Annotated in this window: 18 protein-coding genes and 1 tRNA gene; 4 read left to right on the top strand and 15 right to left on the bottom strand. The window is 56.8% G+C overall.

Features of this window, described 5'->3' with window-relative positions:
* Nucleotides 1-44 precede the first annotated feature (44 nt).
* The 6 genes from DNI29_RS20210 to DNI29_RS20185 all read right to left on the bottom strand — a co-directional run bounded on the left by DNI29_RS20210 (nt 45) and on the right by DNI29_RS20185 (nt 7,407).
* Nucleotides 45-482 (bottom strand): organic hydroperoxide resistance protein, encoded by a 438-nt coding sequence (locus tag DNI29_RS20210; protein ID WP_110979946.1) that lies wholly within the window; start codon nt 480-482, stop codon nt 45-47.
* Between the two features lie 35 nt (nt 483-517).
* Nucleotides 518-970 carry a MarR family winged helix-turn-helix transcriptional regulator gene (locus tag DNI29_RS20205; RefSeq protein ID WP_110980009.1) on the bottom strand — a complete coding sequence of 151 codons (453 nt, stop codon included), beginning with the start codon at nt 968-970 and terminating at the stop codon, nt 518-520.
* 305 nt (nt 971-1,275) lie between these two features.
* Complete coding sequence (locus DNI29_RS20200; protein ID WP_110980008.1) at nt 1,276-1,575, bottom strand: rhodanese-like domain-containing protein; 300 nt, start codon at nt 1,573-1,575, stop codon at nt 1,276-1,278.
* 87 nt (nt 1,576-1,662) lie between these two features.
* Nucleotides 1,663-3,534, bottom strand: a complete 1,872-nt coding sequence (locus DNI29_RS20195) for a T9SS type A sorting domain-containing protein (protein ID WP_110979945.1) — start codon at nt 3,532-3,534, stop codon at nt 1,663-1,665.
* A 117-nt stretch (nt 3,535-3,651) separates the two neighbouring features.
* Nucleotides 3,652-4,437 (bottom strand): PASTA domain-containing protein, encoded by a 786-nt coding sequence (locus DNI29_RS20190; protein ID WP_110979944.1) that lies wholly within the window; start codon nt 4,435-4,437, stop codon nt 3,652-3,654.
* Nucleotides 4,438-4,632: 195 nt separating this feature from the next.
* Nucleotides 4,633-7,407: a D-alanine--D-alanine ligase family protein gene (locus DNI29_RS20185; RefSeq protein ID WP_110979943.1), complete on the bottom strand. Its 2,775-nt coding sequence runs from the start codon at nt 7,405-7,407 to the stop codon at nt 4,633-4,635.
* 208 nt (nt 7,408-7,615) lie between these two features.
* Here DNI29_RS20185 and DNI29_RS20180 point away from each other — a divergent pair, with 208 nt between their 5' ends.
* A complete protein-coding gene (locus DNI29_RS20180) occupies nt 7,616-8,800 on the top strand; it encodes a phosphoglycerate kinase (protein ID WP_110979942.1) in 1,185 nt (394 codons plus the stop codon).
* A 63-nt stretch (nt 8,801-8,863) separates the two neighbouring features.
* On the opposite strand, the gene DNI29_RS20175 is transcribed toward DNI29_RS20180, so the two are convergent.
* From DNI29_RS20175 to DNI29_RS20160, 4 genes are all read right to left on the bottom strand, one after another.
* A complete protein-coding gene (locus DNI29_RS20175) occupies nt 8,864-9,517 on the bottom strand; it encodes a hypothetical protein (protein ID WP_110979941.1) in 654 nt (217 codons plus the stop codon).
* A gap of 30 nt (nt 9,518-9,547) precedes the next feature.
* Nucleotides 9,548-10,144: a hypothetical protein gene (locus DNI29_RS20170; protein ID WP_110979940.1), complete on the bottom strand. Its 597-nt coding sequence runs from the start codon at nt 10,142-10,144 to the stop codon at nt 9,548-9,550.
* Between the two features lie 101 nt (nt 10,145-10,245).
* Nucleotides 10,246-11,499, bottom strand: coding sequence for a site-2 protease family protein (locus tag DNI29_RS20165; protein WP_238388158.1), 1,254 nt, complete (start codon nt 11,497-11,499; stop codon nt 10,246-10,248).
* A complete protein-coding gene (locus DNI29_RS20160; protein ID WP_110979939.1) occupies nt 11,459-12,121 on the bottom strand; it encodes an HAD family hydrolase in 663 nt (220 codons plus the stop codon). The genes DNI29_RS20165 and DNI29_RS20160 overlap by 41 nt, the downstream gene beginning before the upstream one ends.
* Nucleotides 12,122-12,238: 117 nt before the next feature.
* Between DNI29_RS20160 and DNI29_RS20155 the strand changes: the two genes are divergently transcribed.
* Both DNI29_RS20155 and DNI29_RS20150 read left to right on the top strand, forming a co-directional pair.
* Nucleotides 12,239-12,312 (top strand) — tRNA-Ile (locus DNI29_RS20155).
* Nucleotides 12,313-12,602: 290 nt separating this feature from the next.
* The gene (locus DNI29_RS20150; protein WP_110979938.1) at nt 12,603-13,163 is read left to right on the top strand and encodes a hypothetical protein; all 561 of its coding nucleotides are present in this window, start codon (nt 12,603-12,605) and stop codon (nt 13,161-13,163) included.
* A 213-nt stretch (nt 13,164-13,376) separates the two neighbouring features.
* Here the strand turns inward: DNI29_RS20150 and DNI29_RS20145 are convergent, their stop codons facing one another.
* From DNI29_RS20145 to DNI29_RS20130, 4 genes are all read right to left on the bottom strand, one after another.
* Nucleotides 13,377-14,795 carry an alpha-amylase family glycosyl hydrolase gene (locus tag DNI29_RS20145; protein WP_110979937.1) on the bottom strand — a complete coding sequence of 473 codons (1,419 nt, stop codon included), beginning with the start codon at nt 14,793-14,795 and terminating at the stop codon, nt 13,377-13,379.
* 76 nt (nt 14,796-14,871) lie between these two features.
* Complete coding sequence (locus tag DNI29_RS20140) at nt 14,872-16,983, bottom strand: glycoside hydrolase family 97 protein (protein WP_110979936.1); 2,112 nt, start codon at nt 16,981-16,983, stop codon at nt 14,872-14,874.
* 1,218 nt (nt 16,984-18,201) lie between these two features.
* On the bottom strand, nt 18,202-19,827 hold the full coding sequence (gene susR, locus DNI29_RS20135) for a SusR family glycan utilization regulator (RefSeq protein WP_110979935.1): 1,626 nt from the start codon (nt 19,825-19,827) through the stop codon (nt 18,202-18,204).
* Nucleotides 19,828-20,051: 224 nt separating this feature from the next.
* Complete coding sequence (locus DNI29_RS20130) at nt 20,052-21,032, bottom strand: Na/Pi cotransporter family protein (RefSeq protein WP_110979934.1); 981 nt, start codon at nt 21,030-21,032, stop codon at nt 20,052-20,054.
* Nucleotides 21,033-21,559: 527 nt separating this feature from the next.
* On the opposite strand from DNI29_RS20130, the gene DNI29_RS20125 reads away from it, so the two are divergent.
* Nucleotides 21,560-21,916 (top strand): hypothetical protein, encoded by a 357-nt coding sequence (locus DNI29_RS20125; protein ID WP_110979933.1) that lies wholly within the window; start codon nt 21,560-21,562, stop codon nt 21,914-21,916.
* 27 nt (nt 21,917-21,943) lie between these two features.
* Here DNI29_RS20125 and DNI29_RS20120 read toward each other — a convergent pair whose 3' ends face one another.
* Nucleotides 21,944-22,366, bottom strand: coding sequence for a hypothetical protein (locus DNI29_RS20120; protein WP_123823342.1), 423 nt, complete (start codon nt 22,364-22,366; stop codon nt 21,944-21,946).
* Nucleotides 22,367-22,782: the final 416 nt, after the last annotated feature.

Raw genomic sequence — 22,782 nt, 5'->3', positions numbered from 1 at the left:
TATGCTCTACGCAGGATGACAGCATTTTATCGGTTAGCCGATACTTAAGCCGGATTGGTGGTGGCTTGCAGGGTTACCTCAATATTGCCTTTAGTAGCGCGCGAGTAGGGGCAAATGCCGTGGGCGGCTTCTACCAACTGCTGGGCCTGGGCCTGCTCTACGCCGGGAATGTTGACGTGCAGATCGGCCGAAATGCCGTAGCCGCCGTCTTCCGCTTTGCCAAAACCAATGAACGCCTCCACGGTCACGCCTTCCAGCTTCACGCCAGCCTGACGAGCGGCTACCCCCAGGGCGCCCTCAAAGCAGGCTGCGTAGCCTGCCGCGAACAGTTGCTCGGGGTTAGTGGCGCCAGCCTTACCGGGGCCGCCCATGGCTTTAGGCGTGCTCAGCGCTAGGTTCAGCACTTGGTCATCGGAAGTAACCTGACCGTCGCGGCCACCTTTTGCCTTGGCTTGAGCCGTGAAGATTTTCTCGATTTTCATAAAACAGGGAAGAAGAGAAGTAAAAAAGGACTGGCTTACGCCAGTTGAGTTAAGAGCGTATTGAGTTGGCGCCGCAGCGTTTCAAAGTCGGCTTTCGACATGTTGAGCCGGGCAGCTATGCTTTCCGGGATGCGGCAGGCGCGTTCCTGCAGCGCCTGGCCCGCCGGCAGCAGCCCGATGATAACGGAGCGCTCATCGCGCGGGTCGCGGCGGCGTGTAATCCATTGCTTCTGCTCTAGGCGCTTCAGCAGGGGCGTCAGCGTGCCGGAATCAAGCAGCAGTTTCTCGCCCAATTCCTTCACGGTCAGTTCCTGGTGTTCCCATAGCAGCATAAATACCAGATACTGCGGATACGTGAGGTCCAGCTCTTGCAGCAAGGGCTGATAGGCCTTCGTAATCATCCGCGACAGGGCGTAGAGCGGAAAGCATAACTGGTTTTCCAGTTGGAGCAGCGGGTTAGGGGTAGCAGGCTGGCGTTCGTTGTTCATAAGCTTCAGGCAAATAAACGAGTTATGGTTGCGCAATGTTTAATTGTGTACAATTAATTTAGAAAAACAGTTTATACATTGCTGAACTACAGCCTGATAAAAATTTGTGCATCCTGGAAAACAGGATATGTAATGCGGAGACTAGGCCCAACCGCCCAATGGCGTAGTTGGATTACTACCCATACCAGCATCTAAAGCATTGCTTTTTTACTACCCCCAATCGAGAGCCGAAACGGTATAAAAACAAAAGTCCGGGGTTGGCGCTAGGCACACCCCCGGACTTCCCAATGCTCTGGGATTATAAACTATGCCTGCTGGTACGCCTGCATGCCGCCTACTAGGTTGCGCACGTTCTGGAAGCCGTTTTGCTGCAGGAAAGCTTTGGCCGAAGCCGAGCGCCCACCGCCTTTGCAATGTACTACCACCTCTTGGTCCTTGAGGTGCTCTAAATCGTCGAGCTTGCTGGGTAGCTCGCCCAGCGGAATGTTCTGGCTGCCGTCGATGCGGCTTTCTTCGTTTTCCCAGGTTTCGCGCACGTCGATGATGGTAGGGGCGGTGCCAGCGGCCTGGCGCTCTTTCAGTTCGGCGGAGGTGATGTCAGTCATAAAGGAAAAGCTGAGAGTAAGGGGTAGGAAAAAGCGGAGCAGTAAGCCTGGCTGTTGCTGCAACGTTAGAAAGAAACCGGCAGATGTTTAGCGCGCCAGCACCGACAGGCGCTTCGTTACCAGCATTCCGTCGGGCAACGTCAGGCGCACGAAGTACAGGCCAGCTGGCAGGGGCGGCAGGGTTAATTCAGCCTGGCCCTGTTGCCCGGCGGGCTGCTCCCACACTACTCGGCCCAGCGCATCGAGGGCGGTAGCGCGGGTGTAGCGGCCTTGCACCCGCACGCGGCCATCGGGGGTAGGGTTGGGATAGAGCAGGTAGGTAGCGGCCACCTCGGCGGGGGCGGTAGTGCCCGTTATGGTGCTGCCCGTAACGGGGCGGAGCATCAAGGCGCCCGCGGGGCGGGTAGTGGAAGCCGTGTTGTTGACGCTCCAGGTGCCCAGCGAGTTTAGCAATAGATAGCCTGGAGGAGGCGCATTGTTCAAATCAAAGCCAAACTCCACGAACTGAGGCGTAGCGGCCTGCCCGTAACCAGCATAAAACCGGTTGCTAACTGCCACCGCCGCATCAAACTTAACTTCCACGAAGGTTTGCCCGGCCGGCAGGGTAGCCGGAATCTGATACGATTTACTGGCTTTTGGGGTAGCCGCGGGCCGGCCGGAGCCGTCGTCATCCCAGATGTTGAGGGTAATGACGCGGCCAGCTGCCGTGGCCATCACCGGGTACAGCCGAATGGCTCGTATCTGGTCGGGCTGGTTCAGGTCGAAACGCAGGGCAAGGTAACTGGCGGGGCCGGTGGAAGCCGGCGGTAGGCTTATCGAGGACTCGGCAGTGCCATCGTCATACGCGAAGTAGTTGCCAAGCTCTGTAATGCGGGTAATGGTGTCGTTAGGCTGGGTGAGCGGGCTGGTTTCGTTGGTAAGCAGCGTCACACGTTGGCGCAGAAACTTGGGGGCCGCCGTAATAGGCACGCTGGCTGAGCGTATATCTCCCAGCACAGGCAACTGGCGGGAGTTGGCGTCAATGGAAGCCCCACCGCTCAGGAACTGGCTGGTGGGGCCACCGGGCAGCACTTCCAGGGTTCCGGTCCAGCGGATAGGGGTAGGGGCTGGCCCTACATCAAAGTTGTTGGCAGTAGTGCTGGTGCGGTCTGTGAGCTCCTGGGTAGCATTTTGATTGAACTGGGCCACAGGCATAGCCGTGTAGCGCTTCAGAGCACTGGGCAGGGCCCGGCTGGTAGCAATGTCGCGGAAGGTAGAATCAGTAGCGGTGCGGTTGCGGTCCAGGCGCACATAGTCCACGCTCCAGGCGTCGCGGTTGTTGTACACGCTCCCATTCACCCGAAACCGAAACCGAAATTTGCCGTGCAGGTATTGGGCCTGATTGAGGGGTAGGGATTTAAACCGGAAGATGGAGGTGTCGCCGGGGCTGTTGAGCTGCCATACCTGCTGCCATAATTCGTCCCGATTCATGAAATCAACATACAACGCAATGGGCCGGGAACCACTGGCCTCCGGCGGTCCGATGATGGAGCCGGCCTGCCAGAAAAAGCTTAAAAATACGTTGTCGGCTGCCGTCAGGGCGCTTAGGTCCAGGGGCTGGGAGGTTAGTGTGTCACCGGCCCCGATAAACGAAATAGGCCCCCGCGAGGTGCCCAGCTCGTTCAACCCATCGAGGGTGGCTACCCCCTTGGTGGGCGGGCGCCGTGGGAAGCGGTTGTTAATCAGGGCACCCCCAGTCGTTTGCCAGCGCTGCTCGTCCGGGCGACCCTCGGGCTGGCGCGAGAAATCATCGAAAAAGGGCAGACTCAGCACGGCCGGCCGGCGAGCTGCCGGAGCCGCGGGGGCCGCGTGCGCTGGTTCTGAACCGAGCGGCTGAATTACGGCCTGCCCCCGACTAACCTGGGGTAGCAAGCTCAGCAGTAGGGTTGCGCCGGCAAGAAGGGGTAGTAAACGAATCATCAGAACAAAGTAAGGGAAACCAGCCGGAGTAAAACGCCCGTGCTGCTCTCACGGACAGAAACAGAAAAAGGTTCGCTGCTAACACAACGAACCTTTTTCGCGGGTATTTCAACCTGACTATTGAACTGCCTTCACGGGCTCCTGGCCAGCCACCCAGAGGTCAACCAACTGGCCCATCCGGATGGTAGTGCCGGGGGTGGCCACGGGACGTTGCTTTACTACGGTGCCTTCCGTCTGGCCTTCTTCGGGTTCCTGATAGAAAATTTCGCCTACCTGCAGGCCCTGGCCCACGAGTAGGGTAGTAGCTTCATCGACGGGCATGTTCACCAGGTTCGGCATGGGGAATTCCTGATTGCCCAGGCCGTCGCCCACCTCCAGATCTACGCGGGTGCCTTTGGTGATGGCCGCGCCCGGTGCTACCTCCTTGCCGCCCACAAACTGCCGCAGTACGGCATCTTTCTGGATGTTGGGCACGAGCTTAATCTGGCCCACAATCAGGTCATAGCTTTTCAGAATGAGCTGGGCGTTTTTCAGGGAGCCGTCCGTCAGTTTGGGCATCTTGATGACGGGCGGGTTCTTCATGGCCACCGAAATATAAATCTTACGGCCTTCCTTCACCTTTTCGCCTGCCTTGGGCTCCTGGGTCAGCACAGTGCCGGGTCGGATGCTGGCGTCGTAGGTGCTGTCATCCACGAAATAGGCCAGGTCCCGCTCGTCGAGGTAGTCCTCCAGTTCGGCCTGACTCATGCCCGTTACCTTGGGTACCACAATGGTTTCGCCGTGGTTGGTGGTGATGGGCAGATACACGTAAAAGAACCCGAACACCAAGATACCCGTCGCCAGCAAAATCACCAGCACATGCTTGAGCAGGTCGGCGGGAGTATCGGATTTAAAGAAAGACATCAGGGGAAAGATTAATAACTGAAGGCTAGAAGCAACAAAGCTAGAAATTAGAAGGCTAGTGCTAGTTTCTGTCCTCAGATGAGGAAGGGCTAGGGGTAGTTGACCGAAGCATTGAACGAATACTAGTTCTAGTTTTAGCTCTAGTCCTTCAACCACCCCTAACCCCTCCTCAGCTGAGGAGGGGGAACTAGTATGCTAACTCTGCACGGCAGTGGCCTTCTCGGTCCGCTGCTTGCCGAACTCTAGAATCCGGTCGATGAAGTCGTAGGGGGTGTAGCCGGCCAGGGCGGTTTGGTGGAAGATGCAGGTGGCGGGCGTCATGCCGGGTAGGGAGTTCACCTCAATGATAATCACCTCCACGGCCCCGTTCTGGCGCACCCGCACAAACGCATCAATGCGGGCATAGCCCTGAATATTCAGGATTTCAGCCACCCGGCGCAGCTCCTTCTTCACTTCCTCCGACACGCGCTGGCGCTCCGTGAGGTCCGTAGCGTAGCGGGCCGGGGTAATATTCTGGCCTTCGCCGGCCAGGAATTTTTCCTCCAGGCTCAGCACCTCGCCGGTGGCCAGGGCCTCGGAGGCTTCAAACACTTCAATCTGCAACTCACCGCCGTCAGTCCAGTGAGTGAGCAGACCGCCCGTAATTTCCAGGAAGTGCGCGGCGCCGTCGCGGTCAATCAGGGTTTCTACCAGGAAAGCATCCTTCTGCGGGAATTCCTCCTTGAAGCCCAGGCTGAGGGTAGTAGCTTCGGCCTCGCTGAGCGCCTCCTGGTCGCGGAAGATGAGGCGGGTGAAGGCCTCCAACTCCTGGCGGTTCTTGATTTTCTTCACGGCCGAAGAGCAGCCGTCGTCGGCAGGCTTGGCAATGAAGGGGTAGGGGAACTGGGTTTCCAGGCTGCGGTAGAAGCCTTCGTGGTCAGCGTCCCACTCCAGGCGGTTAGCCATGCGGTGCTCGGCCACGCGCATGCCGGCTTCGCGCAGGCGGCGGTTGGTCTCGAACTTATTGATGGTAATGCTGGAGCTTTCCACGCCCGAGCCGTTGTAGGGCAGGCCATATTTTTCCAGCTCCCGCTGCAGGGCGCCATCCTCGCCGGGGCGGCCGTGCAGGGCAATAAACACCTCATCCACCATCTGTGCCAACTCATCGAAGGATACGCGGCTGGGCTGGGCCGTGGGCTGCCCGGCGTAGGTGCTAGTAATAGCCGAAGCCTCACGACGAATGCGCTCCAAGATGGGGTGCAGGCCGTGGCCGGCCTCCATGTGCTCCACTTTCTCCCGAATGTCGTCGGCGTTGTCTTTGAGCATCACGTTGATGGGCAGCACGTAAAGCCGGAACTCCTGGCTGCTACCCGTCAGAAACACCGGAACCGGCTCGTACTTCACCGAGGAGCTGAGCTTCTCGTAGATGTTGCGGCCGCTTTCCACCGAAATGTGCCGCTCCGAGGAGTAACCGCCCATAATCACGGCCACTTTGGTGCGGGTGCGCTCCTCCGAGGCTCGGGCCGCTACGGCTGCATCCAGTTGGGTGAGCAGGCCGGCCAGCTTCACGGGCCGCAGCCCTGCCCGGCGCCGCGCCGCCAGGGAGGTCCGAATCAGGTAAGTCAGGAACTGCGAAGGGTTCAGCCCAATTTCAGCGGCCTGGTGGAAAAAGAACGAGGCCGGCAGCATACCCGAGGTCGTATTCGGGTCATTGAGGAACAGCTTGCCGTCGGCGCCAATGAAGCCGTCGAGGCGGGCGTACACCTGGAAGCCGAAGGTGCGGAACATCTCCTCACAGGCTTCGCGGATGCGCTGAATATCAGCTTCGGGCAGATCAATGGGGGTGACTTTACGCGAGAGGCCAGGCAGGTATTTCGAGCGGTAGTCGAACATTTCCTCGCCCTTTACAATCTCCGTGGGGGGTAGGGCCAGGGGCTGCCCGGTGGGGTCTTCCACCACAATGCACGAAAACTCGCGGCCCTGCACGAAGCTTTCTACCAGCACCTGGGTTTCGCCTTCCACGCTGGTCAGGCGTACCGCTTCGGCGGTTTGCAGCTGCTCGTTTAGCGTGTTCAGGAGTTGCTCGGGCTGATAAATCAGTTGCGAGTTAGCAGTTGCCGGTTGCCAGTTGCTGGCAGTGCTGTCGTTGCTTGCACCTGACAGCTGAGAACTGCTAACAGGCAACTCCACCACTACCGGCAGGCCAATCCCCTCGCGGATATCCACCAGCTGCTGCAGCCACACCGTTTTCTTTTGCTCCGATAGGCCCTGCCACTCCTGGCGCGTTACGGTTTTGCGGAACAGGCTGCGCTCCACGGCCGTGGCGAATTTTGCTACGTTGGCTTCGCGCAGAATGCTCACGCCAATGCTGCTACCCTGGCGCGGGGCCTTAAACACTATCGGCAAGCCCAACTCGCGCACCAGGTAGTCGAGGGTAGCCTGTGCGTCGGCGGCGTCCCACTCTTCAGCCGTGATGAGGCGGAAGTCGGGGGTAGGGCGATTCAGGGCTTTTAGGAGCTTTTTCTGGGCAATCTTATCGATGCCGAAGGCCGAGGGCAGAATGCCGGAGCCCGAGTACGGAATGCCGTACCATTCCAGCAAGCCCTGAATGGCGCCGTCTTCGCCCGCCGGTCCGTGCAGAGCCAGGAAAGCAAAGTCCATGAGGCTGCTCAGCTCTTGGGGCTGAATGCGGCGGCCCACTTCAGAAATGATGCGGTCCTGCTCCTCCAGGCTTAGTTCGCCCAAGCTCTCGAAGTACATCTGCACCGGCAGCTCCGTGCGCGGCAGCGCCGATACGGGCGGGTAAAAGTCCCGGATGGTGCCTTTATAGATATACTCCCAGTTGAGCTGAATGAAGTTGCCGCGGCTGTCCACAAACACGGGAACGGCCTCAAACAAGGACTTATCCAGGTTATCGTACACGGTGCGGCCGCCCGCGAAGCTGATTTCCCGCTCACGCGACGGGCCGCCGAAGAAGATGCCTATTTTCATACGTAGGGGCAAAGGTAGTATTTCGGGAGGTGAGGACGTAACGGATACGCAACGCTTGCTACTGCGCACCAACAAAGAGCCTAGGCAGAATGTGTCAAGTAGAATCCGTGAACCGTAATCTTCCTGCTTTTCGCGTATGCGTTTTCCGACTACCCCCTCATTGTCTCAAAATCTTACCTTCGCCCCAGCCAAACCCATTTCCTTTTCCATGAAAACCCTCGATCAGTACAACTTCGCCGGCAAGCGTGCCGTGGTGCGCGTGGACTTCAACGTGCCGCTGGATAAGAGCTTCGCCATTACCGATGACACCCGCATCCGGGCCGCTACCCCTACCATCAAGAAAATCCTGCAGGATGGTGGCTCCGTGGTGCTGCTCTCGCACCTGGGCCGGCCCAAGGGCGGACCGGAAGAAAAATACTCCCTGAAGCACATTGTCGCCCGTCTGGGCCAGGAGTACGGCCAGGAAGTGCAGTTTGCCGATGACGCCCTGCAGGCTGAGGAAAAAGCCCAGGCCCTGCAGCCCGGCCAGATTCTGCTGGTAGAAAACGTGCGCTTCTACGGCGAAGAAGAAAAAGGCAACGCGGAGTTTGCCGCCAAGCTGGCTAAACTCGGTCAGGTGTACGTGAACGATGCCTTCGGGGCCGCGCACCGCAAGCACGCCTCCACCGCGGTTATTGCTGAGAGCTTTGCGCCCGAAGACCGGGTAGGCGGCTACCTGCTGCAGGGCGAGCTGGACAACGCCAAAAAGGTGCTGGAACAAGCTGAGCGCCCCTTCACCGCCATCATGGGCGGCGCCAAGATTTCCGACAAAATTCTCATCATCGAGAAGCTGCTCGACAAGGTAGATAACCTGCTCATCGGGGGTGGCATGGCCTACACCTTTGCCAAGGCCCAGGGTGGCCAAATCGGCAATTCCCTGCTGGAAGCCGATAAGATGGACCTGGCCCTGGAGCTGATCGAGAAGGCTAAAGCCAAAGGCGTAAACCTAGTGCTGCCCACCGACAGCGTCATTGCCGACAAGTTTGCCAACGACGCGGAAACCAAAGTGGCCCCCAACAACCAGATTCCGGATGGCTGGCTGGGCCTCGACCTCGGCCCGGAGTCTATCAAGGCTTTCTCCGACATCGTGCGCCAGTCGAAGACCATCCTGTGGAACGGCCCCATGGGCGTGTTCGAAATGAGCAGCTTTGCCAAAGGCACCGAGTCCGTAGCCCAGGCCATTGCCGATGCTACCCAGGGCGGCGCCTTCAGCCTCATCGGCGGCGGCGACTCGGCAGCGGCCGTAAACCAACTGGGCTTCTCGGAGCAGGTTTCCTACATCAGCACCGGCGGCGGCGCCCTGCTGGAGTACATGGAAGGCAAGGAGCTGCCCGGCGTTACGGCGCTTGGGTAAGCAGGTAGCTATCTAGCATAACAAAGAACCCGCTGGCAGCACTGTCAGCGGGTTCTTTGTTATTTAATTTTCCGATGGTGCCAGCCCGTGCTCACTACCGAGAATATTTTCGCTCCCATAAAAACGTCCAATCAACCGAGTTTTTAGGTTGTGGAATTGGCTTTCAGTAAGAACACCCAATGAATGTAGCCATTGCAGGCGGCTGAGCTGAGGCTCAGCAGGCAGTAAGGCATCAATGATAGCATAGCGGTTGAGCAGGGCCGCATGAGTATGATCACGCAAGGTGGTCACAAAGGATTCGAGAGCCACACGGTTCCGCCGGCTATCAAAGAGGATGATGTTACCTCGTCCGGTAGTCAGCAGAAAATCGTGCCGCCAAAGCTGCAGGGCTTGATAAACTACTACCGCTAACACTCCTAGCAAAAGTAGCAAAAGCCACCCAGCCGACTCGCGATGATTAGGCTGCATAATCAGCATATACACTGCCTTCAAGCAGCCAAACCCAACGAAGAGGGCCGCTAGTGTAAGTCGGAAAGGGAAATTGTGGTGCCGGCCCCTGCCAATAGGAAGTAGATCTTCATATGGAATCAGGAGTTCGGTGCGGTTGAAGAAGCGGGTCTGCTCCACGGATAAGCCTGCCTCTCCCAAGGTAAGATGAGTATAGCCAACGAGAGGGTATGATTGTCTGAGTTCCTGGTGGACAAGGCTATTAGGCATAGAAGAACAGGATAAGAACGCAGTAATAACTTAGTTTACATAGGGTGTTTCCAACTCCTGGCCCATGAGCGTAAGCGGGTCGAGCGAGAGGCGGCCGGTAAGGCGAGTGCTGAGGCTCTTAAGCTCGGCGGCAGAAAGAACCTCCAGGTGATGCAACCACTTGAGGCGGTGAAGCTGCAATTCTATGGGGCCCAGAGGGTTAATTTGAGCGTACTCTTCGCGCAGATAACCGTGAGCCCGTTGGCGGAGCTCCTCCGTAAAGGCCTCCAGAGCCGCGCGCTGGTTTTTCTGGTCGCGGAGGGTAATACGGATGCGGTTGGTGCCCAGCGTAACGGTACGCTGCAGGTAGCGCCGCACCAAGTAAACTGCACTAAGGCCAAGCACAAACCCTATGGCTCCTACCCATACCAGCTCCTCAGATAGTTGAGGCTGAGTTTTCAGGAGTTGCACCAGCACCTGCAGCACCACCCAAATGCCTACCCAGCTCCCGAGGGAGGGTGCGCGGAGCGGACCGGGCGCGGCGTACTCAAGCCCTACTGGTAGCAGCTCTTCGTAAGGAATTTCAGTTTCCAGCCACGCAACCCCGCGTCGGTTGCGCTGGCTTACATACAGTCCGTGCTGGCGCATGAGCAACAGCGTGGAGCCTCGGAAAAAGTGAGATTGAGAAAACTGAAGAAATGTCATTCGCAAAGCCGGCACTAGCCACGCGGCCTATCCGGCAAATAGCTTTAGCGGATAATAAAAGGGAAAGGCGTAAAGCAGAGCACAAAAATAACCAGCATTAACCAGCCCAACACTTTTCGGCCCGTAGAAAGTGGGCGCTCATCAGGAGCTGGCGGGTGAAAAATGCCGGTTAGCCGGGCCAGCATCAGCCCAAACAACAACCAGCCAGGGTTGCCCTCCAAGCCCGGAAACAACGACGCCAAAGCTATCTGAGCCGCCCACACACCAGCCCCCAGCAGCAGCGCACGCCTCAGGGTGGGCACTACCCGCCGGAATACCGCCACCAGATACGCACCGTAGGGTAGCGCCCCATACAGCCACACATCGGAGTCGGAGAAGGTGGAGAAAAGCCCTAGCCCAGCGTAAAAGATAAAGGCCGTGAACAGCACCACCGACACCCGTGCTGCACGCTGAGGGCCTAACAGACCATACACAATGTGTCCCCCATCAAGCTGACCAATGGGCAATAGATTCAGAGCCGTAAAAAACAACGACAACACTCCAGCTACCAACAAGGGGTAGTGCAGCAGTTCGTTGGGGTGGGGCATCAGGGTAGGGTCGGCCAACAGGGAGGCCATGCCTTGAAACAGCAACGGCTGCGACAACACGTAGCCCACCGGTTGCCCCGGCTGGTAGGCGTGCTGGGCATACGCCGCACCGTAGAAACGGTACTCCGGGTGTATGCCATACAGGTACTCCAGCGGCGGCAGGTGGGTAAGCCCGTAGGCCAATATACCCACCGCTACTACCAAGCCCGCCAGCGGACCGGCTATGCCCACGTCAAAAAACTCCCGCCGCGAAAAAATTCGGTCCTTGATTCGGATAACGGCCCCGAACGTGCCGAAGCCCATCGGGAAGGGGATGAAATAAGGCAGCGTCGTCCGGATTCGGTTGTAGCGGGCCGTGAAGTAGTGCCCAAACTCATGTACGGCCAGCACCCCCAGAAAGGGCACTGAGTACCAAAGCCCTGGCTCCAGAAACTGAGGCCATTGCGCTACCGGAACTCGCCAGAAAAGCTGCACCGGTATAAAGTCAACAGTACCCGTTTGCAGAGAAAAGCCGGCAAGGGTAGCTGTCAGGAGCGTAACAAGGAACAGCAGCAGGTGCAGGCCGTAGCGCCACCAGCGGGGGCGGGCTGGCCGCTCGTAGCGGGTAAAGGCTGCCTCAGCTTCGCGGGCAGCCAGGGCAGCATGGGTAAGCGGAAACGGGACCTCGCGCTCAGGCGGGGGTAGGGGCGGAGTATTCTCGGGGAAAGGCACGAAGGGCAGCGGGCAAAGCGTCTTGCAGCGTGAGCGGCGGAGTCAGAAATAAGGTGCGCAGCCCCAGCCGGCGAGCCGTTTCAATGTGCTGGGGGCTGTCTTCAATGAATAACGTTTCTTCGGCCTTCCAGTTCATCTGCTCCAGGGCGTGCCGGAAAATTTCCTCACCAGGCTTGCGCCATCCTACCTCCTGGGAGTAAAATACCCGATCCAGGGCATCGGCAATGCCGTGCTCGAAGCTGTACTGCTCGCGCAGGCGCCGGTTAATCTCCTCAATATGAATCTGGTTGGTGTTGGAGAGCAGGGCGGTCTGGTGACCCTGGGCACGTAGCTCCGCAATCAGGGCTAGGCGCTCGGCGGGCACATCCAGCAGCATGGCGTTCCAGGCAGCATCCAATTCGGCATCGGTAGCCGTTAGTTGGTAGTGTTCCCGCAGTCCCTTCCGGAACTCCTCCGGAGTGAGACGGCCAGTTTCCATCAGGTCAAATAGTTCGGCCTGGGCCGCCTGAGTAAACTCAATGCTGGCGCCGTATCGGCGCATGGCCTCGCGGGTCAGGGCGTAATCGATGTTGATAATAACGCCTCCAAAATCGAAGAGCAGGTTAGGCAGTTTGGTTGACATAGCAGAAGGGGGCAACGAACGGTTTGCGGGAAGTCAGGGGGTAGGCTTTGCAAATCTGCCGACAAAAGTCGAAGTTTGCACAGCTGGAACCAACCACTTGATGGTTGCGCAAAGCAAGGGCCTATAGCTCAATCGGTTAGAGCAACTGACTCATAATCAGTAGGTCGCTGGTTCGATTCCAGCTGGGCCCACTTTTAATAGCAGCAAAATTCTGATGTTCAGAGTTTTGCTGCTATTTTTTTGTTGTGCTGGGGCGTTTTATGGGACAAGATTTCCACATTACTGCCTCAACAAATCATTTGGTTGGATTAAGTCCGTTAAACAGGAATCTGGCACACAGGTCAGTCGCCTAGTTGATGTACACGAGCATTTAAACCGTGCCAGGGTAGAAAAAACAATCCTAACAAGACCAACAAAGTGCACACAAGTGATACAGTGAGCTTTGTACTTACTATCCCACGGTGCCTTCCTATCTCTTAAGATGCAAAAACGTTATACCCTGTTTTATCTCTTGCTGCTATGCGTAGCAGCCTCTTCATTCCGTATTGCTGATTGGAATTCTTTTGCTGTGGATGAACGTCTGTCCGTACGCCTGCCGGCACAGCCTCAGCAACAAGAAATGCCGTCCCCCGTCAAGATGTTCACCACGAACGACGTCAACGGGAAGTATGTCATCGTCCGGACAGAACTGGGCCCTGCTCCTTCCGGAAAAGAACAAGATTGGTCATCTCCTGACAGGTACTATGATGCTATTCTCGATGGCTTTGGTGAGCGGAGCGGTGCTGTCGTCTTAAACCGTTCAACATTTACCCTAGGTGGATTCAACGGGATTGAATTTGATTCCAAAGCTATTACGCCTACTTACACGGGAAGGCCAGCGTATATCTGTGTTCGGTGCTTACTCGTGAATGATGTGGTATATATGCTTCAATTTATACCAACTGATGCCACTGGCAAGACTAGCAAGATCCAGCGCGCACCGTTCTTCAACTCTCTTGTATTAAAGCCGGGTAGTGCGCCCGGAAAGCAGCCTACCCACTAAGCCAGTTGCTTAGTGGGTAGGCTGCTTACTTAAGTAATTTCCTGAGGAGAGTAGGTATGCTCCTACACGTACGTACTGCTGGACAATCTAGCTGGCGTCTGGATAGGTGCAGCAGTATCAGGGCGTAGACTCATAGGCTTTGTACTCCCTTAACTAATCCTAGTCTCAAGCCTCTTTCCACACCGAAAAGAGGGTTGAGACTAGGATTTGCTTTTATTTTTTCAGGACCAAGTAGCCGTAAGGAGAGAGGGAAACTTGGCTACCCAGCGTGATAGTACCACCCTGCAGCGCGTTGGTCCAAGTACCGGCTAACGCCGTAGGGACGGTATACGTCTGGGAGGTATTGCGCACGTTCACTAGCACCAAGGCTTGCTCAGAGCCAGCCGTTTTAGTGAAGGCGCACACGTTGGTGGTGCTGTAAGCGGTGGGCGTGCCCGTGCGTAGGGCGGCGCTGCCGGCGCGGGCCGCTAGCAACTGCTTGTAGGCTCGCTTTACGTCAGGATTGGCGCCCCAGGCTACTTTCACCCCGGTAAAAGGGAAAGGAATGCGCTGACTCATGCCTGCTTCCTGCCCATTGTAGATCATGGGCACGCCCTTGTAGAGGGCCGTTATTACAAAGGCCGACATAGCCCCCGCCTTCCCGCCGAACAGCTCGACTGGTGTACCGTCGGAGCCGTTTACGTCGTGGTTGGTGATGTAGCGCACCACGTTCTGGGTACCGGTAGCGCCATTGTACTCAGTGGTGTTCAGCCCATCGAAGGCGGTAGCGGCTGCCCCGTTTTTATACACTTGGTAGATGCCGCCATACCAGTTGAAGCCGAAATTGTAGTCGAAGCCGGAAGCGAAGTTGGAGGAACGGCTGCTCTCGGCCAAAAGCAGCAGCTTGTGCGACTTAACATTGCGCAGCGTGTCAATGGCTTGTTTCCAGAAGTCGTTGGGCTGGAAATCGGCGTAGTCGAAGCGGAACCCGTCTACGTTGGCCGTGTATACCCACGATTTCAGGGCCGAAATCATTTCCAGCCGCATAGCCGCGTTGCTGAAGTTGAGCTGGGCCACATCGTTATAGGTAGTGCCGTTGTTGGATACGGAGGTAATGGCGCCGGCCGCATTTTTCTGGTACCAGTCGGGGTGCTGGGTTATCCAGGGGTGGTCCCAGCTGGTGTGGTTGGCTACCCAGTCGAGCATCACGGCCATGCCGCGCTGGTGGGCCCCATCTACCAACGTGCGCAAGTCCGTGAGGGAACCAAACTCAGAGTTTACCGCGCGGTAATCCTTCACGGCATACGGCGAGTTTACTGATTTGCTGTCGGTGCCGATGGGGTAAATCGGCATCAGATAAAGCACGTTCACGCCTAGGTCCCGGATGGAGTCGAGGCGAGCCGTAACGCCGGCAAAGTTGCCTCTCTGGCTAAAGGCGCGCATGTTTACTTGGTACATCACGGCATCCTCGCGGGCGGGCACGCCCGTGAATGGGGTGCCATATTGGGTGGGCGTGGGCGAGGTAGGAGTAGTGGGCGGCGGAGTTGGGTTTGGGGCAGGTGCTGCCGGAGTATCCGATTTGCAGGCGCCTAGCAGCCCGGCAGCCAGTACAAACGCTAACCCATTGTTGTATGCAGTTTGAAGCAAAGACATTACAGAAGAAGATAGGGAGTATGGGAAGTTGAAAACGAAGCAGAAGCGTTGAAGCGCCCGCTCGGTTACACTGTTCTTATTTATTAACCGGCTTGAGGCTGATGGCCGCGCCTCCCCCGGCAGCGAGTTGCAGTTTCAGCGTGGACTTGTTACTGACTTTCTGACGGCGGATTTGGTAAGCCTGTGGGTTCTTGTCCCAGCTGGCACCTTTGCCATCGGCGTAGATAGTGGCTTCGTAGGTAGTGCCAGGCGTGAGGAAATCGAGCGTAATGGTTTGGGTACGGGCCTTTTCATCCGTGATGGAGCCCACGTACCACTCTTCAGTGCCTTTGGCTTTGCGGGCCGTGGTGAGGTAGTCGCCGGGCTCAGCCAGCAGAATGCGCGTATCGTCCCAGTCTACGGCTACGTCCTTGATGAACTGGAAGGCATCCAGGTGCTGCTCGTAGGCCTCGGGCAGATCGGCGGCCATCTGCACGGGGCTGTACATGGTCACGTACAGGGCCAGCTGCTTGGCCAGCGTGGTGTGCACTTGCTTGCCCTGGTTGCGCTCAGGGTTCCAGCCTTCCAGCTTGATCTGAAAGATGCCGGGTGTGTAGTCCATGGGGCCGCCCATCAGGCGGGTGAAGGGCAAAATGGTTTCGTGCTCGGGTGGGTTGCCCGTGCTCCAGGCGTTAAACTCATTGCCGCGTGCTGCTTCCGAGGCCAGCCAGTTGGGATAAGTGCGGTGCAAACCCGTCGGGCGCACCGACTCGTGCATGTCCACCATCAGCTGGTTTTCGCCGGTTTTCTGGGCCGTGCGGTTGTAATGATTTACCATCCACTGGCCATCGTGGTGCTCCCCGCGCGGGATGATGCGGCCCACATAGCCGGTTTTCACGGCGTCGTAGCCGTACTGCTTCATGAAGCGGTAGGCGGCATCCTGGCGGCGCTCATAGTTCGTGACCGAAGAGCTGGTTTCGTGGTGCATCATCAGCTTCACGCCCTTGCTGGCGGCGTAAGTCTGAAGCTCCTGCACGTTGAAATCGGGGTAGGGCGTCACGAAGTCGAATACCTCTTCCTTCCAGTTGTTGGCCCAGTCTTCCCAGCCCACATTCCAGCCTTCTACCAGCACGCTTTGCAGGCCATGCTTAGCGGCGAAGTCGATGTAGCGCTTTACGTTGGCGGTGTTGGCGCCGTGGTGGCCGTTGGCTTTCAGCTTGCTCCAGTCGGTGCCAACCAGCTTGATGTTGCTGGTGTCGGCGTAGTTCCAGCTGGCTTTATTCACGTGCATTTCCCACCACACGCCCACAAATTTCTGGGGCTTAATCCAGTCGGTAGTCGGGAACTTGGTGGGCTCGTTCAAGTTGAGGATGAGCTTGCTGCCCAGCACCTCGGGGGCTTTGTCGCTGACGATGATGGTGCGCCAGGGCGTGTGCTCAGGTGCTTGCAGGTAAGCCGCTGCACCGGTGGCCGAGGGCACCAGCTGGCTGCTCAGGCTGAAGCTCTTGGTGTTCACGTTCAGCATCATGGCCGGATAGTTGACCAGCGCCGCCTCATGGATGTTCACGTACAGTCCGTCGTCGGACTTGAGCATGAGTGGGGTTTGGATGCGCTGGGCCGCGGCCTTTAGCTGAATAGGCTCAATCGGCGTGGTATTTACCTCGCTCAGGCGGGTGGTGCTGTAGGTATACTCGTTGGAGTCGTAGTCGCCGGGTATCCAGAAGGCTTTGTGGTTGGCCGGCAGGTTGAACTCCGTTTTCTCCTGCTGCACCACGAAATAAGTGAGATTGGGCTGCTGCGGAAACTCGTAGCGGAAGCCTACCCCATCGGCAAACACCCGGAACACTACATCGAGGCGGCGGCCGGGAGCCTGGGGCTGACGCAAGTGCACCGTGAGCTGCTGGTAGTGGTTGCGGATGGTTTTCACCTCTCCCCACACCGGGTTCCAGCTTTCATCTACGTTCTTGGTCTCGGAGCCGGTCACTTCCAGGGGGCCATCGAAGCCTTTGCCATCGGCCAGCTCCAGGCCCAGGCGGGAGGTGTTGATGACGGGTTTCGGGCCTAACTGCACGGCGTAGGTAGGCCGCCCGTCGGGGGACAAAGCAAACGTCAGGCTGACTTTATCGAGGCGGGCGGTAAGCGGGGCCGTGTTCTGAGCGAGGGCGGGTAGGCCAGCCGCCAGCAACACAACAATTAACGAATTTTTCATTCAGGTAAGTATCGGGGAGCGGAGCCGCTACGGTTGGTTAGCGACCGGACTTCCCGGGTTGGGTTTGCAGAATAAGGTACTGGTAGGGCTGCAGCGATACGGTACCCTGCACCGGCGTTGCTCAACCGTTCAGGGCATTTATCCAGGTAGTATGGTTCAGGGCGGACTGCACGGGGTATAGGCGCGCCCAGTAAGTAGAAAAAAGAGTGGCTGGGTTGAAAGCGTGGGATACTGGCCGCGCTTCTGGCCCGGCTTCTGCTCCGGGAATCATTAGCGGGTTACAGCCAGACGGCGCGTGGCTAGCTTATTGCCTACCTGCACTTGGCAAGAAAAGGTGTAGCTGCCTTGGGTTGGGTTTGGAAACACGCTCATAGCGAACACCGCGTCCTAGGGGTAGCAATAAGCCTCAGGCCGTTTGCTAACGGCGAGGTAGGGGTAGTAAGGGTACCGACATAGGAGTGGGATTGATGGCGGGAACAATGGGTTGATGTGTTACCCAAGTGCTGGCGGAAGTAGCCATTGTGGCCGGCTACCCCTCTCGTTCAGCACCTAGCTCAAGACAAATGAATGGCCCCTTGGTGGTACCCAAAACTTATCAAAACCAGATCTAGAAAATATTAAGGTGTGTAGCTTATATGTTGATGATATACAGGTGCTTGTGCTAAATAAAGTATTGATAAATATGAAAGAAATATGACCTGTATTTTCTGCTTTTATGACTGCAGACGTTCCGGTAGCAGGGCATTTACAGGTTGAGTAACTCAGTATTACGATTAATAGTAACAACTCACTTCTTTGGTGAACCAACCAGCAAGGGGCAGGAACAGCCAGCCATATTTCAGCTTAAGTCAAGGCCAGAAACAGGGTGCTGTTTACCCGAATGTGCCGCTCAATAGGGAGGAGCCCGGCTGAGAAAACAACGGCCTGTGGGACGGAGCGACGGAGCTACGCATGCGAGTATGCGTGGCATCCGCCAGTTGTGGTAGCCCTGCCACCTTTACTGTTGAGTTAGTGGAAAGGTGCACATGGGCCAGAACGCCCAGCCACAGGGGTAGCGCTACGGATAGAGGGTCACAGGAAAGCAGGGTGCTGGCAGCCGACTTGTAAACTGGGCGCAGCCGGTATAAAGGGCCGCCACCGCTCAGAGCAGGAGCCTAGTTATTTTGGGTAGGCGGAACCTGAGCCAGCCACCGTAGCTGGCCCTATTGCCACGGAACCTCAGATTGCGTTGATGGCTAAAATCCGGGCCTCGAACTCTTCGTTGGGAATAATGGAGCGGTTTTTTACCCGCGTTTTGTAGGTATAGATGGTGTTGATAGAGTAGCCCAGCATGCGGCTGATCTGCTCGCTGTCGGTGATGCCTAGCCGGATGAGGGCAAAGATGCGCAGCTCCGTTGGCAGCAGCTGCTCTTCCGATACATGATACTGGTCTTCCTGCTTAAACAAGCTGTTGAACTGCTCTATAAAGTGAGGAAACAGCCGCAGAAAGACAGTGTCAAACCCTTTGAATAGCTCATTGCGCTGCTGCTTGATGTTGATAGCATCAACCAGCTTCCGGACGGCCCCATACTGCTTGTTTTCCAGTTGCGTGTCCAGCGCCTTGCGTAGCACATCCAGCTTGTCAATCAGCTGGGAGTTGTTGTGGAAGTAGTAGGCAATGTATTCTTCCTTGATCTTGTTGGCCTCGTTCAACCCCGTGTTAAGCTGGCGCAGCTCGTGGTTGCGCTCCTGCAGCTCCCGGTTGGTCACTGAAATCAGCTGGCCGGCTTTCTGCAGCTTGCGGAGTTGCTGGAAGATAATAATCACAAACCCAATGGCGAACAATACGAGCACCGTCACGGCCACCGCATAAATCTTCAGGGAGCGGCGCTGGTTTTCAATAATGTTGATCTTCTGGGCTTCAATGACGGAAGAAATATGGCTTATCTCTATCTGGCGCTGGCGAGCCTTGTAAAACGCTGCCTGGGCCCGGGCCTCCTTAATGTAGGCGTACGCGTTTTCCAGGTCGCCGTGGCGGTAGCAATAGTCTGAAAGCTGAAAGATGGCTACTGTTTCCTTGGTTGCCGACTTCACATCAGCCGTGGCCGATACCAGCAGTAACTCATAGGCTTTCTCCTCCTGCTGCAAGAGCGTGTAGATATACGCAGTGGTACTGGCGCTGACGGCTAGTTGGTGAAGCGTCAGGTTAGGAAGCGCGCGAATCTGACGGTACAAGTCAACGCCCTCCTGTAAGGCACCGGATTTTACTGCCTGGAATTGCCGGATGGCCAGATTATCGTAGGTGCCAGGCTGGCTAAACTGCAAGGCCGTATCGGCATAGGCCTGAGCCTTAGTATTATAAGCCGGTTGGTAGACTTGGTCTTGATTGAAGACCCCCAGGTCGCTGTAGGCCCGGGCTTTCAGAAAGTAATAGTCCAACTTATCGGCCGAGCTCAGCCGATTGGGCCGGATAGCGTCGATAGTTTCAAACGTTTCTTTGAACATCCCCGACGAGAGTAGAATAAAAGCCAGCTTGAGCTTGGCTATTTCCGTTTTTTCGGGGTTGTTTAGGCGGTGGGCTACTTGCGTTATCTTCTGGCTATAGGCGAAAGCCGAGTCGTACTTAAAGGCCTTATACTCGTCGTAGATGCGAAGACCAAGGTCAAACTTCGCCTCGTTGTCTTTCTTGTTGGATGCATACGCGGCCGTCAGAATGGCAATGCGGTTCCTCCGCTGGGCATCATACTCCTGCTTGTGCTGCAGGGCCTGCTTCAACTCCTGGTGCAGCTGGCCGCGGCTTCTAGAGTCGGCCACAGAGGAGTGCAGGCTGAGCAGGAAAATACCAAACAGGAAAAAGAACTTCACTAGGAAAACCGGAGCGTGAGAACAGGAAATATCAAAAATAGTGATTAGTTAAGTAAGCCACCTGCGTAAGCTGGAGTGTTTGGAAAAGGGTATAAATCGCCCCGTTATACTATGCACTATACGCTTGCTCACTTCCCTGTTAGCTGGCACAGGAGCAGTGCTCATCAGTAAGATGTTCATTACAATATGATAAAGACGACACAGTTTGACTGACCTAAAACGGCTTAAGCTGACTGCACGCTCAGTTGTGGCCGCAGCGGGCTAGCTTCGGGTAGCCAGGCATCGAGCAAGCGCTGACAAAGCGGTAGCAGAGGCGCAAAGAGCAGCACCCCGGTTACGTTGAACAGCACGTGGGCGTGGGCCAGCTGGCGGGCTACGTCGGCTTGGCCTGCCAGCCGCAGCACAAGCGCCGTGAAGGGCTCAAGCAGTAGCAGACCCAGGGCAATAGAAATGGTGTTGAAGCCCAAGTGGAAAAGACCCGTCTTCAGCGCGGCCCGGCCCCGGCCCAGCGTAGCCAGCAGCGTATCAGAACAGGTGCCCAGCTCGGCCCCGAGCATGACTGCAATTCCGGCCGGTAAGGTCACCAGCCCCTTGGCGGCCAATTTGATGACCATGCCCAGCGTGGCGGAGGAAGACTGAATGAGCAAGGTCACGATAGCGCCTACCCCCGCTCCGCGTATGGGATTCTCCAACCGGAGCAGCCACGCTTGCACCCCCGCGTAGTTGCGGAGGGGGGCGGCGGCTTCCCCGATCAGAAATAAGCTGAAAAACAGCAGCCCAAAGCAGAATAGGGCCCGCCCCGCGGTGCGCCCCGCTCGCTTCTTACTCAGCAGCAGCAACAGTAACCCAGGTAGCATGGCGACAATAGCGTAGCGGCCTATATCAAAGGCAAAAAGCTGACTGGAAATGGTGGTGCCAATGTTAGCTCCCAGTACGATGCCCAGCGAGTTGCGGAAGGGGAGGGCGCCCGCGCTGACCAGCGCAATAGCCAGAATAATAACAACGGAAGAAGAATCCAGTAAGGTTGTAACAATTGTGCCCGTGAGAATAGCTAGGGGAATGGTGTGGGTAAACCGATGCAGCACGTCCTGTACCCGTTTTCCCGCTACGTGTCGTAACGCCAGTGCCAGGCGGCTTACGGCGTATAGAAACAGGACCAGCCCGCTACTGGCCAGCAACACAATTGATACCAGAGAGGACGCCATAGAAAGAGTAGCCACCAAATAGCAGCCTAGTCTTCAACGCTCTACCCGCCAGATCCATCGCCTGGGGCAGGTGAAGAAATTGTTACTACAGCGCTTTGTGCTCCCTGGCTTGCGGTTTTGCGCAACCTGGATGAAGAAAACGGCTGTTGGGCCCATAGCGGTAGCTGCCGTGCTAGGCATAGTAGCAGAAGAAACAGACATGGTCAGACAGAGAGGTAAACCATCAATGTCGGGCTTCTCCTCCAGCCAGACTGACAAGATGAATTAGTATGGTTCGTTAAGCACCCAGCAGGCCCGTTGCTAGGGCTGCTTTCGCATTAGGTCGCTGGCGTTATCTCCCCAATGGAGGGCCGAGTCAAGCCGACGTATCCTATTTCCAGCTTGAGTGCCTCTCACATTGATTTTGTGCTAGTATTAATACGTGTTTTTCTTGTGCGAATACGAGAATACTCGGAGGCGTTTACAGCAAATTTGATCGGACCTTTGCCCGGTGAAAGCTTCGCGCTAGATAAGCCACCTCCCGCCTCATGAACACGCCTTTTACTCTTCAGCTGGAGCACCACCAGGGAGCCACCGGCCTTCGCCTGCGGGGCAATTGTTGCAGTTCGGCGGAGGCTACCGCGTTAGTCGAGGCCATTCAGCATCTGATCCAGGCTGGCACCCGCATCCTGTGGCTGGATTGCCACCAGATCAGCAACCTGGCCCCAGCCGGCCAGCACGCCGTGTTGCAAATCGAGCAGCTAGCTGCCTTCCACCAACTTGTGGTCTATTGGTGTGGCTTTAGTGGCCGGGTGATTCAGCAGCTCTCAGCCTCGGGCCTGTACTTGTTGCTACGCAACCTGCCTGCCAGTTCCTACTGGGCCGGCAACGACAACCCGGCGTGAGCGGTTGGCTTCTCTGGTGAGCGGCCATCAGGGAGCCGTTTCCACTGCGCTGGGCTTTTCCAGCCATTGTCTGGCCTGCTCGGGGGTAGCAAAAAACTGACTTTTGATGCCGTAACGCCGCCGCCCTTCCGTGCACACATCCACGGCCTGCAGCCGCAGATCAAGGGGCAGAGCGGCCACAACGGCTACGTGTGTCAGCAGCCGGTTACTACCCACCTGGGTAAGCCAGTCCGAGAGCAGCCAGCCTATATACTCTTCGGTGGCTGTGGCCCGTAGGCGCTGGTCAGTCAGCAGCTTGCGATAGCCGGTAGCTTGGAGAAGGTGCAATACCTGAGTGAACACCGCTTGTGCTGCTGCCGAATCTCGGGAGCCAGGTCCCCAGACCAGGTGCAGGTAGCCTTCCGGTCGGATCCACAACTCCCCCGCAGGCAAACAATAGTACGTAGTCATTGAGTGCGTGCAAAAAATGAGTGGCGAAAGATAGGGCACTTCCGCCCAATAGCCAGTGCGTAAGGCAAGCAGTAGGTCACTACCCGCTGGAACCGGTGCTGCACGGACATAGAAAAGAGTCTCTTCCCGCGACGAGTATGGTAACCCGACGCGTTGAACTCGTAGACAATCCTTTAAGCGGATCCCGTTAATCCAACAACCAATAAAAGGTCATCATATTCCCATCGAGCAGGGGGTAGCGTTTTCTAACCATCTCGACTACTAGCTCTTTCGGCTTTTACTCTGCCGAGCATGGCTATAAATAGCGTACCTATTCTTTTTCAGCTGCGGTGGCGCGCTCAAATTTCTCTTAAACCTAGGCCAATTCGGACCTAGTGCCAGCGTAGCAGTAGCACTGTTGGTAGTAGGGCTGGGTG

It is taken from the genome of Hymenobacter sediminis, from assembly GCF_003231285.1.
GTDB lineage: Bacteria > Bacteroidota > Bacteroidia > Cytophagales > Hymenobacteraceae > Hymenobacter > Hymenobacter sediminis.
Note: the sequence above shows the minus strand (reverse complement) of the source record. Positions and strands in the feature narration are given on the sequence as shown.